The 13,329-nt window shown below is 71.5% G+C and carries 11 protein-coding genes; 7 read left to right on the top strand and 4 right to left on the bottom strand.

The window, feature by feature from the left end; genetic code table 11:
* The first annotated feature begins 3 nt into the window (after nucleotides 1-3).
* The 3 genes from addB to trxA all read left to right on the top strand — a co-directional run bounded on the left by addB (nucleotide 4) and on the right by trxA (nucleotide 6,973).
* Entirely contained in the window at nucleotides 4-3,051 is a 3,048-nt protein-coding gene (gene addB, locus ACT54R_RS08930) for a double-strand break repair protein AddB (RefSeq protein ID WP_476325485.1), read from the top strand.
* Nucleotides 3,048-6,566 carry a double-strand break repair helicase AddA gene (addA, locus tag ACT54R_RS08925; RefSeq protein ID WP_476325483.1) on the top strand — a complete coding sequence of 1,173 codons (3,519 nt, stop codon included), beginning with the start codon at nucleotides 3,048-3,050 and terminating at the stop codon, nucleotides 6,564-6,566. Before addB ends, addA begins: the two co-directional genes overlap by 4 nt.
* Nucleotides 6,567-6,652: 86 nt before the next feature.
* The gene (trxA, locus tag ACT54R_RS08920) at nucleotides 6,653-6,973 is read left to right on the top strand and encodes a thioredoxin (RefSeq protein ID WP_024276966.1); all 321 of its coding nucleotides are present in this window, start codon (nucleotides 6,653-6,655) and stop codon (nucleotides 6,971-6,973) included.
* 74 nt (nucleotides 6,974-7,047) lie between these two features.
* Here trxA and ACT54R_RS08915 read toward each other — a convergent pair whose 3' ends face one another.
* The 4 genes from ACT54R_RS08915 to def all read right to left on the bottom strand — a co-directional run bounded on the left by ACT54R_RS08915 (nucleotide 7,048) and on the right by def (nucleotide 9,772).
* Nucleotides 7,048-7,398 (bottom strand): hypothetical protein, encoded by a 351-nt coding sequence (locus tag ACT54R_RS08915; RefSeq protein WP_168458349.1) that lies wholly within the window; start codon nucleotides 7,396-7,398, stop codon nucleotides 7,048-7,050.
* Between the two features lie 142 nt (nucleotides 7,399-7,540).
* The gene (gene truA, locus ACT54R_RS08910) at nucleotides 7,541-8,278 is read right to left on the bottom strand and encodes a tRNA pseudouridine(38-40) synthase TruA (protein ID WP_476325481.1); all 738 of its coding nucleotides are present in this window, start codon (nucleotides 8,276-8,278) and stop codon (nucleotides 7,541-7,543) included.
* Between the two features lie 15 nt (nucleotides 8,279-8,293).
* Nucleotides 8,294-9,217: a methionyl-tRNA formyltransferase gene (fmt, locus tag ACT54R_RS08905; protein ID WP_476325479.1), complete on the bottom strand. Its 924-nt coding sequence runs from the start codon at nucleotides 9,215-9,217 to the stop codon at nucleotides 8,294-8,296.
* Between the two features lie 36 nt (nucleotides 9,218-9,253).
* Nucleotides 9,254-9,772, bottom strand: a complete 519-nt coding sequence (gene def, locus ACT54R_RS08900; protein WP_476325477.1) for a peptide deformylase — start codon at nucleotides 9,770-9,772, stop codon at nucleotides 9,254-9,256.
* A gap of 100 nt (nucleotides 9,773-9,872) precedes the next feature.
* Here def and ACT54R_RS08895 point away from each other — a divergent pair, with 100 nt between their 5' ends.
* The 4 genes from ACT54R_RS08895 to ACT54R_RS08880 all read left to right on the top strand — a co-directional run bounded on the left by ACT54R_RS08895 (nucleotide 9,873) and on the right by ACT54R_RS08880 (nucleotide 13,299).
* Entirely contained in the window at nucleotides 9,873-11,027 is a 1,155-nt protein-coding gene (locus ACT54R_RS08895) for a DNA recombination protein RmuC (protein WP_168458345.1), read from the top strand.
* Between the two features lie 10 nt (nucleotides 11,028-11,037).
* The gene (locus ACT54R_RS08890) at nucleotides 11,038-11,391 is read left to right on the top strand and encodes a DUF2200 domain-containing protein (protein WP_476325475.1); all 354 of its coding nucleotides are present in this window, start codon (nucleotides 11,038-11,040) and stop codon (nucleotides 11,389-11,391) included.
* A 123-nt stretch (nucleotides 11,392-11,514) separates the two neighbouring features.
* Nucleotides 11,515-12,393, top strand: coding sequence for a bifunctional DNA-formamidopyrimidine glycosylase/DNA-(apurinic or apyrimidinic site) lyase (gene mutM, locus ACT54R_RS08885; RefSeq protein WP_476325473.1), 879 nt, complete (start codon nucleotides 11,515-11,517; stop codon nucleotides 12,391-12,393).
* Nucleotides 12,394-12,528: 135 nt separating this feature from the next.
* Nucleotides 12,529-13,299, top strand: coding sequence for an enoyl-CoA hydratase (locus ACT54R_RS08880; protein ID WP_476325471.1), 771 nt, complete (start codon nucleotides 12,529-12,531; stop codon nucleotides 13,297-13,299).
* Nucleotides 13,300-13,329: the final 30 nt, after the last annotated feature.

Genomic DNA, 13,329 nt, shown 5'->3' with positions numbered 1-13,329 from the left:
GCCGTGCCGCGCGTGCTGACCATTCCGCCGTCCGCGCCCTTCCTGCCGGTGCTCGCGCGTGCCCTGCTGGACGGCGCGCTGGTGGAAGGCTTCGCGCCGCGGACCGATCCCCTCGCGCTCGCCGGAGCCACCGTCTTCCTGCCCACCCGCCGCGCCGGGCGGCTGTTCGCCGAGGCGCTGCTGGAGGCGTCGGGCGGAACGGCGCTGCTGCTGCCGCGCATCGTGCCCCTCGGCGACGTGGACGAGGACGCGCTCGCTTTCTCCGAGGACGCCCCGGTGCTCGCCGCGCCCCACGCCATCGCGCCGGTGCATCGCCGGCTCGTGCTGGCCCGGCTCGTGGCGCACTGGCGCGATACCCTGTCCAAGGCGGTGGCGCGGGAGGCTGTCGCCGCCGGCACCGCCTCAACCTTCGCGCTGGCCGATGCGTTGGGCGCCCTGTTCGACGATCTCACCACCGCCGGCCTCGGTGTCGAGCGGATGGACGGGCTCGTGCCCGACGAGCTGGACCGCTATTTCAAGGTGGGGCTGGATTTCGTGCGCATCGCCCGGCGCGCCTTCAGCGCCTATCTGGCGGAGGAGGGGCTGGTGGAGCCCGCCGCCCGCCGCGACGCGCTGGTGGATGCGGAGGCGCGCCGCCTCACCGCTTTGGGTACGGCGGCCGGGCCGGTGATCGCCGCCGGCTCCACCGGCTCCATGCCGGCCACCGCGCGCCTCTTGAAGGCCATCGCCAGCCTGCCCCATGGCGCCGTGGTACTGCCGGGCCTGGACCTCGATCTCGACGCGTCGTCCTTCGACCGGCTTGCCGATCCCCTGCTGGGCGCGCCCGACCATCCGCAGTACGGCCTCGCCCGGCTGCTCGGGACCCTCGGCGTGGAGCGGCGCGAGGTGATCCCGCTGGCCCCGCCCGCCCCCTTCGGCCGCGAGCGGCTGATGGGCGAGGCCCTGCGACAGGCGGAGACGACCGATCTCTGGGCGTCGCTGCCCGTCCGCCTGCCGCCCGACGCTCTCGCCGCCACCATGGCCGGCATCAGCGTCGTCGAGGCGGACGACCCCCGCTCTGAGGCGCTGGCCATCGCCCTCCTGTTGCGCGACAGCCTGGAGCGGCCGGGCGAGACGGCCGCCCTCGTCACCCCCGACCGCGATCTCGCGCGCCGGGTGGCGGCGGAGATGGCACGCTTCGGCGTGGCGCTGGACGATTCCGCCGGTACGCCACTGGCCGACGCGCCCGCCGGGCGCCTCGCGGGGCTGCTGGTGACGGCGGCGGCGGAAGAACTGGCGCCGGTGCCGCTGTTCGCCCTTCTCACCCATCCGCTGGCGCGCTTCGGGCTCGATGCGGATGCAAAGGCTCATGCGGTGGCGGCGCTGGAGCTGGCGGCCCTGCGCGGACCACGCCCCGCCACCGGCATCGCCGGCCTCTTCGCCGCGCTCGATGCCCACGATCCCGAAGGCTACCGCCGCTCCGATCCCCGCAGCCGCATCGACGGGGCGGCCATCGCCGCCGCGCGCGATCTGGTGCGGCGGCTCGAGGGGGCGCTAGGCCCGCTGCTGGCGCTGGGCGAGCGGCACGGCGCGGTACCCCTCGACGAACTCGTCGCCGCCCATCGCGCCGCTGTGGAGACGGCCGGCGGCCCGCTCGATCCCGAGGCCGAGGATGCGGCCGAGGCGGCGCTGGCCCGCACGTTCGAGACGCTGGGGCGCGTCGCCGGCGACGGCCCCGCCCTCGACCTCGCTTCCTATGCCGATGCGGCGGGCGCGCTCTTCTCCGACACCATGGTCCGCCCCCGCGCCGAGCCCCATGCGCGCATCCGAATTCTCGGCCCGCTGGAGGCGCGTCTTGTCCATGTGGACCGCATGGTGCTGGGCGGTCTTGTGGAGGGCTCCTGGCCGACCATTCCCGAGACCGACCCGTGGCTGAGCCGTCCCATGCGGGCGCAACTGGGGCTGGACCTGCCGGAGCGGCGCATCGGCCTCGCCGCGCACGATTTCGCTCAAGCCTTCGGTGCCCGCGAACTGGTGCTGAGCTTCGCCGCCAAGGTGGGCGGCACCCAGAGCGTGCCCTCCCGCTTCGTGCAGCGGCTGAAGACGGTGGCCGGGGAGGCGGAATGGGACGCCACCCGCGCGCGCGGCGCGCGCTTCGTCCGCGCCGCGCGGAAGCTGGACGAGGCCCCCGCCGTGCCGCGCGCCACCCGCCCCGCGCCCGCCCCGCCGCTGGAGCTGCGCCCGCGCCGGCTCTCGGTGACGGAGGTCGAGACATTCCTGCGCGATCCCTATTCCATCTACGCTCGCCACGTGCTCGGCCTGTCTCCGCTGGATGACCTCGACGCTCCTCCGGGCGGCGCCGAGCGCGGCAGCGCGCTGCACGAGGCCGTGGGCCGCTTCACCCAGGCGTTTCCCGATGAGCTGCCCCCCGACGCGCTCGCGCGGCTGCTCGAGGAGGGTGCCCGCGCCTTCGCGCCGCTGAAGGCGTTCCCCGCCGAGCATGCCCTGTGGTGGGCGCGGTTCGAGCGGGCGGCGGCCTTCCTCGTCGCCTTCGAGCGCGAGCGGCGGATGCATCTCGACCGCATCGTCGCCGAGACCAAGGGGAGCCTGGAGATCCCGCTCGCCGCCTCCACCTTCCGCCTCACCGGCCGCGCCGACCGCATCGAGATCAAGCGCGACGGCACGCTCGCCATCATCGACTACAAGACCGGCACCGCGCCGAGCGCCAAGCAGGCCGCCTCCCTTTCCCCGCAGCTGCCGCTGGAAGCCGCCATGGCCCGGCGCGGCGGGTTCGAGGGGGTGCCGGCGGCGCCGGTGGAGGAACTCACCTATGTGGAGCTGAAGGGCGGCGCCGAGGGCGGCGCGGAAAAGCCGGTGAAGGTGAAGGACCGCTCCACCCACGATCTCGCCGAGGATGCCCTCGCCGGCCTCGAAAGCCTGCTGAAGGCGTTCGAGAATGTGGCGCAGGGCTATCGCTCGCTGGCTGCGCCGCAGTGGTCCGGGCGCTATGGCGACTACGACCACCTCGCCCGCGTGCGGGAATGGGCGCTGGCCGGGGAGGAGGGCGAATGAGCACCGACACTCCTCTCGCCACCGGCCCCAAGGCCGAGGCCACCCGCCGCCAGTCGGAGGCGTCACACCCCGCCGTCTCCGCCTGGGTCTCGGCCAATGCCGGCTCGGGCAAGACCCATGTGCTGGCCCGGCGCGTCATCCGCCTTCTGCTCGCCGGCACGCCGCCGGGGCGCATCCTGTGCCTCACCTATACCAAGGCGGCGGCGGCCAACATGGCCAACCGCGTGCTCGCCATCCTCGGCCGCTGGGCGCGCATGGACGATGCCGCGCTCGATGCCGCCATCGCCGAGACGGTGGGCGAGCCGGCGGATGCCGCGCTGCGCGCCCGCGCCCGCCGGCTGTTCGCGGCGGCGCTGGAGACGCCGGGCGGGCTGAAGATTCAGACCATCCATGCCTTCTGCGGCGGCCTTCTGCACCGCTTCCCGTTCGAGGCGGACGTGGCGGCCGGCTTCCGCGAGCTGGACGAGGTGGCCCGGCGTGAACTGATGGCCCGCATCCGCGCCGACCTCGTGGTGGCGGCGAGCCTTGCCCCCGTATCCCCCGCCGGCGAGGCGCTGGCGCGGCTGACGGAGGAGATGTCCGACAGCGGGCTCACCGGCCTCATCGAGGCGGCGGTGGCGCTGCGCGCGCGCATCCTGCCGCTCGGCGACACGCCTGCCGCCCGCCGCGCCGCGGTGGCGCGGGCGCTGGGGCTTCCCGACGGGCTAACGGTGGCGGACGTGGAAGCCGAGATGTTGGCGAGCCCGCATCTGCCGCGCTCCGGATGGGAGAGCGTGGCCGCGACCCTCGCCACCTCCGACAAGGCCACCGACCGCAAGCGCGCCGACGACCTCGCCGCCGCCGCTGCGGCGGAGGACGACGCGTCGGCCCTCGTCGCCTATCGCGGCGTGTTCTTCGGCTCGGAAGGCCCGCGCTCGGACAAGAACCTCCTCACCAAGGGAATGGGCACCCGCGAGCCGGACCTCCTCGCCCGCCTCACCGCCGAGCGCGACCGTCTCGCCGGCCTCGACGACCGCCTCAAGGCCGCCTGGACGCTGGAGCGCACCGGCGCGGCTCTCACATTGGGCGCGGCGGCCTGCCAGGCCTACGAGACCGCGAAGGCGGCGCGCGGCCTGCTGGATTTCGACGATCTCATCACCAAGGCGGCCGCCCTGCTCGCCGAGCAGCCGACCTTCGTGCAGTTCAAGCTCGACCAGGGCATCGACCACATCCTCGTGGACGAGGCACAGGATACGAGCCCCGAGCAGTGGAAGGTGGTGGAGGGCCTCGCCTCCGACTTCTTCTCCGGTGAAGGCGCGCGGGCGGGCGTGACACGCACCATCTTCGTGGTGGGGGACGAGAAGCAGTCCATCTTCTCCTTCCAGGGCGCCGATCCGCGGGCCTTCGGCGCCATGCGCACGACCTTCGAGCGCAAGGTGGGGGCGGACGGCTTCCGCCGGGTGGAACTGCCCCACTCCTTCCGCTCGGCGCCGGGCGTGCTGGAGGCGGTGGACGCCATCTTCCAGAGCGCCGACGCCCATGCCGGCCTGACGCTCGATGCTGTCGCCCCGGTCCATGCCGCCATCCGGGCCGACGCGCCGGCACTGGTGGAGATCTGGCCCACCACCGTGCCCGAGCCCCATCCCGAGCCGGACAACTGGCGCCGGCCGCTGGACGAGGTTCCCACCGACGATCCCGTCAGCCGGCTTGCCGCGCGCATCGCGAGCTTCATCCAGGCGGGGATCGCGAACGGCCTCGCCATCCCGTCCCGCGACGGGCGGCCCATGCGGGCCGGCGACGTGCTGGTGCTGGTGCGCCGGCGCGGGCGGGTGTTCGAGGCGGTCATCCGCGCGCTGAAGGAGCTGAAGGACCCGCGCGTGCAGGTGGCCGGCGCCGACCGGCTGGTGGTGCCGGAGCACATCGCCGCCCTCGACCTGATGGCGCTGGGCGATGCGCTGCTCTCGCCGCACGATGATCTTTCGCTCGCGTCAGTGCTGAAAAGCCCGCTGTTCGGCTTCACCGACGACGACCTCATGCGTCTGTGCCCGCAGCGCAAGGGGACGCTCGCCTCCGTGCTCGCCGCCTCCGACGATTCGCGCCACCGCGCCGCCGCGGCCCGGCTCGCCGGCTGGAAGGCGGAGGCCAAGGGGCTGCGGCCGTTCGATTTCTACGGCCGCGTGCTCGGCCGCGACGGCGGGCGGCGGGCCATGCTGGCGCGGCTCGGCCCTGAGGCGGCGGACGTGCTGGACGAATTCATGGCCCTCGCCCGCACCTATGAGGGGGCGGAGCCCGCGAGCCTCGCCGGCTTCCTCGCCTTCCTGCGGCGCGGCGGGGCCGAGACCAAGCGCGACATGGAGAGCGGGCGCGACGAGGTGCGGGTGATGACCGCCCACGGCGCCAAGGGGCTGGAGGCGCCTCTCGTCATCCTCGCCGACACGGTGGATATGCCGCGCCCGCGCATCGCCGGTGGCCTCCTCACCCTGCCGGGGGAGGGCGTGCCCGTGCTGGCGCCGCGCAAGGCGGAAGACCCGGAGGTGCTCGCCACCGCCCGAGCCGCCGCCGCCGCCCGTGAGCTGGAAGAATATCGCCGGCTGTTTTACGTGGCGCTGACCCGCGCCGAGGATGCCCTCGTGATCTGCGGCGCCGAGACCCGTGCGCCGGCCAACGACAAGCCCCACGCGCGGCCCGAGGGTTGCTGGTACGACCTCGCCCGCGCCGCGCTGGAGCCGGAAGCCGACGCCGGCCCGGCGCTGGGCTTCGAGGGCGAGGTGCTGCGCTGGCGCCGGGGGCCGGGGCTGAAGGTGGCGGGCGGCGGCGCTGCCGTGGTGGCGCCGCTCGAGGCGGGGGAGGCGCTTTCCTTCCCCAATCCCCCGCCGCCCGAGCCGGTGCTGCGGCGCCTGCGTCCCTCCAGCATCGAGGGCGGCGCCGTTCCCGAACGACCCGCCGCGCCCGCGCCGCTGCCGGAGACTGCGCTGCCCCCCCTCGTGCGCGGCGATCTGGTCCACCGGCTGCTGGCCGGCCTGCCGGAGGTGACGGCGGCCGAGCGTGAGGCCGCGGGCCTGCGCCTGCTGCGCCACGCGGCGGACGGGGTGGACGCGGCGGCGCACCGGGCGATTCTTGCCGAAGCGCTGGCTGTGCTCGGCCATGCGCCCCTCGCGGAGCTGTTCGGCGCCGGGAGCCGGGCCGAGGTGCCGGTGATCGGGCGCATCACGGGGGCGGGCGGAGAGGTGTTCGCCGTCAACGGCCGCATCGACCGGCTCGTCCTTCTCCCTGACCGCATTCTCGTCGCCGACTTCAAGACCGACCGGGTGCCCCCCGCAAACCCCGCGGAGGCCGGCGAGAGCTACATTTCCCAGCTGGCGGTCTATGGCGCCATTCTGTCGCAGGCGTTCGGCGGGCGGCCGGTGGAGGCGCGGCTGATCTACACGGCCGGGCCGCTTGTGGTGCCGCTCGATCCCTCCCGGCTCGCCGCGGCGCTGGCGAAGCTTGGCGTTGCGGCGCCGGCTTTCGCCTCCCTCGGCGTCAAGGGCGCGTGAAGCCGCCTTGACGGGGAGGGGAGGGGCTACCTACGTTCTCCCCCAACATCCAGTGGTTCTCCCCGTTCTGCCCTACGAGGTATGTCATGGCCGTCGAGAAGGTTTCCGATCAGAATTTCGATCAGGACGTGCTGAAGTCCAGCGCGCCGGTCATCGTCGACTTCTGGGCGGAGTGGTGCGGCCCCTGCCGCATGGTTGCCCCCATCCTGGAGGAAGTCTCCGGCGAGCTGGGCGAGAAGGTCCGCATCGTGAAGCTGAACGTGGACGAGAATCCGCAGACGGCATCCAAGTACGGCATCATGTCCATCCCCACCCTGCTCCTGTTCAAGGACGGCAAGATCGCCTCCCGCCAGGTGGGCGCCGCCCCCAAGGCCAAGCTGGTGCAGTGGATCAACGGCTCGATCTGAGCGGTCCGTGCCCCCGAATGTGAAAAAGCCCCCGGTTCGGGGGCTTTTTTGCGTTTGGGTGATTGGATCGGGCGTCAGCCCAGGCTTGCCAACGGCTTTCCGGAGGCGGTCACACGCTCCACCATGAAGGCCGAGGCGGCGCGCACCCGCCAGGGCCGGTCGAGGCAGAGGCTTGAATCGTTGAGGCGGGCGGCCTCCGCCTGCGCCTCCCCCTCGCTGGCGAAGCGATGCGCCTCGCGCGGGAAGAAGGCCCCGCCGGGGATGATGACGGCCTCGCCGTCTTGCGTATCGATCCGCGTCTCGCTGCCGTCGAAGAAGACCCAGCCGCACGGCGCACCGGGCACGGCGCGGGCAACGACATGGGCGAGCGAGAGGGGGACGCGGCGGCGCGAGGGCTGCCAGCGCGGCATACGGAAACTGAACATCGGACCCGTCGTCCTCTATCGCCCCTGAGGTGTCTTCCATGGGGAAATGCTCAAGGGCGCCGGACCGTTCCAACCTGCGACGTCAGGAACGTTTACAGGATGTTGCCGACCGCGGGGCATGGGCCCGCGAATCAGCGTGGACTCAATAACTGACGGCTGCGAGATAAAGCCCGGCCGCCGGCGCCATCGGGCCGCAGCGGGTCCGGTCGGCGGCGGCGAGGGCGGCGGCGAGGTCATCCGCGCTCCAGCGGCCTTCGCCCACCCGCATGAGCGAGCCCACCATGGAGCGCACCTGATGGTGCAGGAAGGACCGGGCCGAGGTGACGACGCGAATCTCGTCGCCATGGCGGGAGACGTCCAACTGGTCCAGGGTCTTCACCGGCGAGGCGGCCTGGCATTCGGCGGCGCGGAAGGTGGAGAAGTCGTGCTTTCCCAGAAGGCGCTGCGCGGCGACGTGCATGGCGTCGGCGTCGAGCTTCTGGGGGATGCGCCACGCCCGGTCGCGGTCCAGCGCGAGATCCGGGCGGCGGTTGACGATGCGGTAGAGATAGTGCCGCTTCGTGGCCGAGAAGCGGGCGTCGAAACTGTCCGGCACCTTCTCGGCGGAGAGCACGGCCACCGGGTGGGGCCGAAGCTGGGCCGTCATGGCATCGCGCACCGTGTCCGTGTGCCAGTCCTTGCTTAGATCCACATGGGCCACCTGCCCGGTGGCATGGACCCCGGCATCGGTGCGCCCGGCGCCCGCCACCGTCACCTTTTCCCCGCAGAAGCGCTGGAACGCCTCGGCCAGCACGCCCTGCACGGTCGGCAGGTCCGCCTGCATCTGCCAGCCGGCGAACGAGGTGCCGTCATATTCGATGGTGAGCTTGTAGCGGGGCATGGCGGGTTGCCGCCGTCAGGCGAGCCGGCTTCCGGGCGGGACGGCATTGCCCCTAAGGAAGGTGTCTGCGCCCATGGGCTGCTTGCCGGCCTTCTGCAGTTCCACGAGACGCACCGCCCCCGGGCCGCAGGCGATGGTGAGGTGGTCGTCCAGCACCGTGCCGGGCGCGGCGGAGCCGTCCGCCAGCGTGGAGCGCAGCACCTTCACCCGCCCCTCTTCCGGCCCGAGGGGGAACCAGGCGCCGGGGAAGGGGGAGAGGCCGCGAATGCGGTCGTGGACTTCTTGGGCGGGCTTCGACCAGTCGATGCGCGTCTCCGCTTTCTCGATCTTGGCGGCATATTCCACGCCGGTGGCCGGCTGAGGCGTGAAGGCGAGGCCGCCGCGCTCCAGCGCCGCGAGCGCCCGGCCCATGAGGTCGGCGCCGATCACCATCATCCGGTCGTGCAATTCGCCGGCGGTCATGTCCGGCCCGATGGGGATGCGCTCCACGAGGCCCACGGGGCCGGTGTCCAGCCCCGCTTCCATCTGCATCACCGCGACGCCGGTCTCCTTGTCGCCGGCCATGATGGCCCGCTGGATGGGCGCGGCGCCGCGCCAGCGTGGCAGCAGGGAACCGTGCAGGTTCAGGCAGCCAAGGCGCGGGGCATCGAGGATGGCCTGCGGCAGGATGAGGCCATAGGCCACCACCACCGCCACGTCCGCATCATGGGCGCGGAAGGCGTCCGCCGCCTCCTCGCCCTTCAGGCTTTTCGGCGTGAACACCGGCAGGCCGAAGCGCTCGGCAACCGCATGGACGGGCGAGGGGGTGAGGTCGAGCCCCCGACGGCCCGCCGGGGCAGGGGCGCGGGTATAGACCGCAACCACCTCATGGCCGCGCCCGACGATCTCCGAGAGGGTGGGCACGGCGAAATCCGGCGTGCCCATGAAGACGATGCGCATGAACCTCGTGTCCCGTGATCGCCCGCTGCGACGGGGTCAGGCCTCGGCCTTGTGCTTCGCCTGCTTGGTGAACTTCTTGATGACCCGGTCGCGCTTCAGCTTGGAGATATGATCGATGAAGAGCACGCCGTTGAGGTGGTCGATCTCGTGCTGCACGCAGGTGGCGAACAGGCCCTCGGCCTCCACCTCCCGCGTCTTGCCCTCCACGTCCAGGAAGCGCACCGCCACCTTCGCCGGCCGCTCCACCTCCTCGTAATATTCGGGGATGGAGAGGCAGCCCTCGCTGTAGACCGAGGTCTCCTCCGAGGCGGCGATGATCTCGGGATTGATGAGGGCGATGGGCTTCTTGTTCTCGCCGTCGCGCGCCACATCGATGGTGATGACGCGGCGCTGCACACCCACCTGTATGGCCGCCAGCCCGATGCCGGGGGCGTCGTACATGGTCTCGAACATGTCCTCCACCAGCTTGCGCACCTCGTTGTCGATCTTTTCGACCGGGGCGGAAAGCGTGCGCAGCTTGGGCTCGGGGATGATGAGGATGGGCCGGATCGTCATTCGAGCGAGATAAGCGAAGCTGCCGCATAGGTCAACATGTTCGCCGTTTGTTCAAGGAAGAGAATCACGTAAGAAGAGAAGGTTCACGCAAGAGCAAGGCATGCCGGTTGTGCTGTTCACCTTCGGCGGGCGGCCCTTCACCGTGGCCGAGGCGGCTGCGGTCGCCGCGGCGGTGCTGGCGCTGCTGCTGTTTCTGGTGCTGGTGAGCCTCGTGCGCCAGTCGCGGGCGCGCGCCGCCGCCGCCTCCGAGGAAGCCCTGCGGCGCGACGAGATGGACCGCCGCCTGCGCGAGCTGGTCCGCGTGCAGTCGGAGACCGCCGGCCGCGTCCAGAGCATGACGGAGATCCTCGCCCAAAGGCAGAGCGAGCTTGCCCGCGCCGTCTCCGACCGCCTCGACCAGACCTCCCATCGCCTTGGCGAGACGCTCTCGACCGCCGCCCGCGCCACCCATGAAAGCCTGACGCGGATCGCCGAGCGCCTCGTGATGGTGGAGGCGGCCGAGCGCAGCCTCGGCGATCTCTCCGCGCAGGTCGTTTCCCTGCGCGAGACGCTCGCCAACAAGCAGGCGCGCGGCGCCTTCGGGCAGGCGCGGATGGAGGCCATCGTCTCCGACGGGCTGCCGCGCGGTAGCTTCGCCTTCCAGTACACCCTCTCCAACGGCAAGCGGCCGGACTGCGCCATCTTCCTGCCGGGCGACCCGCGCCCGCTGCTGGTGGATTCCAAATTCCCGCTGGAGGCCGTCACCGCCTTCCGCGAAGCGCCGAGCCCCGAGCACCGCAAGGCCGCCGGCCAGCGCCTGCGCAACGATCTCTTGAAGCACGTCTATGACGTGGCCGAGCGCTATTTCATCCCCGGCGAGACGCAGGACGTGGCGCTCATTTTCGTGCCGTCGGAATCCGTCTACGCCGAGATCAGCGAGCATTTCGACGGCGTGGTGCAGGAGGCCTATCGGCTGCGTGTGGTGCTCGTCTCCCCTTCGTTGCTGATGCTGGCCGTACAGGTGGTGCAGGCCATCGCCAAGGATGCCCGCATGCGCGAGGAGGCGGACCGCGTGCGGACGGAGGTCGCCGCCCTCGTGGACGATGTGAGCCGCCTGCGCGAGCGGGTGGGCGATCTCGCCAAGCATTTCGCGCAAGTGGGTGACGACGTGCAGCGCGTCATCGTCTCCGCCGACAAGATCGCCCGGCGCGGGCTGCGGCTGGAGCAGCTGGATTTCGACGCGCCGGGTCCGCCGCCCTCCGCGCCTCCCCAGTGAGGGCAGCCCCATGCAGAAGCACCGCATCTATACGACCAGCTTCGCCAGCGTTTACCCGCTCTATATCGCCAAGGCCGAGCGCAAGGGGCGCACCCAGGCGGAGGTCGACGAGATCATCCGCTGGTTGACTGGCTATTCCGATGCAGAGTTGCGCGCCCTCGCCGCCAGCAGGACGGACTTCGAGACCTTTTTCGCTGAGGCGCCCACACCCAATCCCGCCCGCGCGCTCATCACGGGCGTCGTCTGCGGTGTGCGGATGGAGGACGTCGCCGAGCCGACCATGCGGGAAATAAGGTATCTCGATAAGCTCATCGACGAACTGGCGCGCGGGCGGCCGCTGGAGAAGATCCTGCGCAAGGGCTGAGGCTGTTGATGTGGCCGCCCTCCGCATCTGCGGCATCTTGCGCGGCGGCGTTCGAGGCGGGATGCTGGCAGCCGAGATGAATCGCGCGCCGGTTGTTGCGCGCCCGTGACCTTTAAGGACGAAATGCCCGAACTGCCCGAGGTGGAAACCGTCCGCCGCGGCCTGATGCCCGTCTTGCAGGGCGCCGTGATCGAGAGCGCCGAAGCGCGCCGCCCGGACCTGCGCTGGCCGCTGCCGGAGAATTTTGCCGAACGTCTGGCGGGTCGCCGCGTGGAGGCCATCGGCCGCCGCGCCAAATACCTGCTCGCCGATCTCGATGGCGGCGAGGTGATGATCCTGCACCTCGGCATGTCCGGCTCCATCCGGGTGGAGGGGGCAAAGGCGGTTCGGCCGGGCGCCTTCCATTATCCGCGCGCCGAAGCGGGGCCCCACGATCACGTGGTGCTGCACCTCGCCGGCGGCACCACCGTCACCTTCAACGATCCGCGCCGCTTCGGCGCCATCCTGATCGTGCCTTACGACCGGCTGGAGAGCCATCCGCTGCTCGCCGGGCTCGGCCCGGAGCCGCTGGGCAATGCTTTCCACGCGGACTATCTCGCAAGCGTCTTCGCCCGCCGCAACACCTCGCTGAAGGCCGCGCTGCTGGACCAGAAGCTCGTCGCCGGGCTCGGCAACATCTATGTGTGCGAGGCCCTGTTCCGCGCCGGCCTCTCGCCGCGCCGTCTCGCCCACACCATCGTGACGGGCGACGGCAAGCCGACGCCGCGGATGGAACGCCTCGTCACCGCCATCCGCGACGTGCTGCGCGAGGCCATCCAGGCCGGCGGCTCCTCGCTCCGCGACCACAAGCAGGTGAGCGGCGAGCTGGGCTATTTCCAGCATACCTTCCGCGTCTACGGCCGCGAGGGCGAACCCTGCCGGACCCGGCATTGCAAGGGCATCGTCCGCCGCATCGTGCAGGGCGGGCGCTCCACCTTCTACTGCCCCGTCTGCCAGCGATAGCGCAGCCTCGCACGGCCGCTGTGCGAGGCTGCCACTTCGCATCAACGCCGAGGCACGGTAGAGCACGTCTCCCGTGCGCGCGAAGCGCCGCCGAGGCTATCGACCGGTGTCACGCCGGCTGAGGAGGAGATGAGGATGGCTTACGAGACGATCCTGTTGGAGGTGGACGAGCGGGTCGGCATCATCCGGCTGAACCGCCCGCAGGCGCTGAACGCGCTGAACGCCCAGCTCATCAACGAGCTGAACGCCGCCCTCGACGTGCTGGAGCACGACCGCGCCATCGGCTGCATCATCCTCACCGGCTCGGAGAAGGCGTTCGCCGCCGGAGCCGACATCAAGGCGATGCAGAACTTCACCTATCCGGACACATATCTCGACGACTACATCACCTCCTGGGAGCGTCTCTCGCGCACCCGCAAGCCGGTGATCGCGGCGGTGGCCGGCTTCGCGCTGGGCGGCGGCTGCGAGCTCGCCATGATGTGCGATTTCATCCTCGCCGCCGACACGGCGAAGTTCGGCCAGCCGGAGATCAAGCTCGGCGTCATGCCCGGCTCCGGCGGCACCCAGCGCCTCACGCGCTTCATCGGCAAGTCGAAGGCCATGGAGATGTGCCTCACCGGCCGCCTGATGGATGCGGTGGAAGCCGAGCGCTCCGGCCTCGTCTCCCGGATCATCCCCGCCGCCGAGCTGATGACCGAGGCACTGAAGGTGGCGAAGGTGATCGCCGGCATGTCGCTGCCTGTCGCCATGCAGACCAAGGAGGCGGTGAACCGCTCCTACGAGACCTCGCTCGCCGAGGGCATCCGCTTCGAGCGCCGTGTGTTCCAGTCCCAGTTCGGCCTTCCCCACCAGCAGGAAGGCATGGGTGCCTTCATCGAAAAGCGCCCGCCCGACTTCAAGGCCTGACCACGACGCGGGTGCGGCCCCACCGGCCGC

It is taken from the genome of Xanthobacter sp. DMC47 (assembly GCF_056313845.1).
This window is presented reverse-complemented; position numbering and strand designations above follow the sequence as displayed.

Bases quoted from the DNA above. Each gene is read 5' to 3' on its own strand.
- addA (WP_476325483.1), top strand. From the start codon at position 3,048: ATGAGCACCGACACTCCTCTCGCCACCGGCCCCAAGGCCGAGGCCACC.
- trxA (WP_024276966.1), top strand. From the start codon at position 6,653: ATGGCCGTCGAGAAGGTTTCCGATCAGAATTTCGATCAGGACGTGCTG.
- ACT54R_RS08915 (WP_168458349.1), bottom strand. From the start codon at position 7,398: ATGTTCAGTTTCCGTATGCCGCGCTGGCAGCCCTCGCGCCGCCGCGTC.
- truA (WP_476325481.1), bottom strand. From the start codon at position 8,278: ATGCCCCGCTACAAGCTCACCATCGAATATGACGGCACCTCGTTCGCC.
- fmt (WP_476325479.1), bottom strand. From the start codon at position 9,217: ATGCGCATCGTCTTCATGGGCACGCCGGATTTCGCCGTGCCCACCCTC.
- def (WP_476325477.1), bottom strand. From the start codon at position 9,772: ATGACGATCCGGCCCATCCTCATCATCCCCGAGCCCAAGCTGCGCACG.
- ACT54R_RS08895 (WP_168458345.1), top strand. From the start codon at position 9,873: ATGCCGGTTGTGCTGTTCACCTTCGGCGGGCGGCCCTTCACCGTGGCC.
- ACT54R_RS08890 (WP_476325475.1), top strand. From the start codon at position 11,038: ATGCAGAAGCACCGCATCTATACGACCAGCTTCGCCAGCGTTTACCCG.
- mutM (WP_476325473.1), top strand. From the start codon at position 11,515: ATGCCCGAACTGCCCGAGGTGGAAACCGTCCGCCGCGGCCTGATGCCC.
- ACT54R_RS08880 (WP_476325471.1), top strand. From the start codon at position 12,529: ATGGCTTACGAGACGATCCTGTTGGAGGTGGACGAGCGGGTCGGCATC.